Source organism: Acidovorax sp. KPB24-07 (assembly GCF_057543315.1).
In genome coordinates, this window is record NZ_BAAJYS010000539.1 from 1 (window position 1) to 1,866 (window position 1,866).

At 69.9% G+C, this 1,866-nt stretch carries 1 protein-coding gene and 1 pseudogene; both read left to right on the forward strand.

Annotation, left to right across the window (positions count from 1 at the left end; translation table 11 throughout):
- A pseudogene (gene trkA / locus AC27IQ_RS23585) lies at nt 1-309 on the forward strand (Trk system potassium transporter TrkA); the annotation flags it as partial.
- Nucleotides 310-352: 43 nt separating this feature from the next.
- Entirely contained in the window at nt 353-1,819 is a 1,467-nt protein-coding gene (locus AC27IQ_RS23590) for a TrkH family potassium uptake protein (RefSeq protein ID WP_284407307.1), read from the forward strand.
- The last annotated feature ends 47 nt before the right edge of the window (nt 1,820-1,866 follow it).

Consider the following 1,866-nt stretch of genomic DNA (forward strand, 5'->3'; position numbering starts at 1 on the left):
GCGCTGGAGATCGTGGCGCGCGGCGACCGCAAGAGCTCGCGCGTGGTGGGACGCAAGGTCGGCGACCTGCACCTGCCGCCCGAGGTGCACATGGGGCTGATCGTGCGCGGGCTGTCCGGCGCGGAGCCGGGCGCGGATGCGGCGCTGGCCGAGGGCGATGGCCCGGATGCCTTCGCCGAACCCCAGGTCATCATTCCGCGCAGCCACACGGTGATCGAAAGCGGGGACCACGTGGTGTTCTTCCTGCCGAACAAGCGGCTGGTGCGCGATGTGGAAAAGGCCTTCCGCCTGGGCGCGACGTTCTTCTGAACCCGCGCCCCCGACCCTCTTCGTTTCCTTCCACACCGACACCATGGCGGACCTTCTTCCCGTTCTGCGCGTGCTGGGCGCGCTGCTCGCCCTGTTCTCGCTGGCCTTCGGCGTGCCGCTGGCGGCCTCCTGGTGGACGGGCGACGGCCTGTGGCCGCAATACGCCGGCGCCCTGGCGGCCACGCTGCTGTGCGGCGGCGGGCTGTGGGCGGGTCTGCGCCACCAGGCGCGCGAACTGCAGCCGCGCCACGGCATCATCCTCGTCGCGCTCGTGTGGGTGGTGCTGCCGCTGTTCGCCGCGCTGCCGCTGCTGCTGGCCATGCACCAGATCGGCCGGCCGATATCGTTCACGCATGCGTACTTCGAGGCCGTCTCGGGCCTGACCACCACGGGCGGCACCGTGCTGACGGGGCTGGATGCGCTGCCGCTGTCGATCAATGTGTGGCGCACCTTCATGCAGTGGCTGGGCGGCATGGGCATCCTGATCCTGGCGGTGGCAGTGCTGCCGCTGCTGGGCGTGGGCGCGAGCCAGCTCTTCAAGGCCGAGGCCGCCGGCCCGGTCAAGGACACCAAGCTCACCCCGCGCATGACCGAAACCGCCAAGGGGCTGTGGGGCGTGTACGTGCTCTTTTCGCTGGCGTGTGCGCTGGCCTACTGGCTGGGCGGCATGCCGCCGGCCGATGCCGTCATGCACATGTTCACCACGGTCAGCCTGGGCGGGCTGTCGTCGCACGACAGCAGCTTCGGCCATTTCCAGTCGCCGCTGCTCGAATCCATCGCGGTGGTGTTCATGGTGGTGGCCAGCTGCAACTTCGCGCTGTATTTCGTCGCGCTGCGCAAGGGCCACTGGCGCAGCCTGTGGTGCGACCCCGAGATGCGCGCCACCGTGCTCACGCTGCTGGGCGGCGGTTTGTTCGTCGCGCTGCTGCTGTGGGCCAAGGACATCTATGCGCCGCTGGCGGCGCTGCGGCACGGGTTCTTCCATGTGGTGTCGGTCGCCACGACGACGGGCTTTGCCACCACCGACTACCTGGCCTGGCCGGTGTTCGCTCCGATCTTCATGCTCATGCTGTCGGGCGTGGCCACCAGCGCGGGATCTACGGGCGGCGGCATCAAGATGGTGCGCATGCTGATCCTGCTGAAGCAGGCCCGCCGCGAGATGACGCGCCTGGCCCACCCCCGCGCCGTGCAGCCCGTGCGCCTGGGCCGCGCGGTGGTGGACCACCGCATGATCTTCTCGGTGCTGGCGTTCATGCTGGTCTATGGCGCCACGGTGACGGTGCTGAGCATGGTGCTGCTGCTGACCGATCTCGATTTGGTGAGCGCGTTCTCCGCCGTGCTGGCCAGCGTCAACTGCACGGGGCCGGGCCTGGGGCTGCTCGGGCCGTCGGCCACCTACGCGGTGCTCACCGAGTTCCAGCTCTGGGTCTGCACCCTGGCCATGCTGCTCGGGCGGCTGGAGATCCTGAGCTTCATGGTATTGCTCACCCCGGCGTTCTGGCGGCGGTAGCGCGGGGCGGCGGCCGGGCGGGCCGGGGCGTCGCGCCGGTGGCGAAA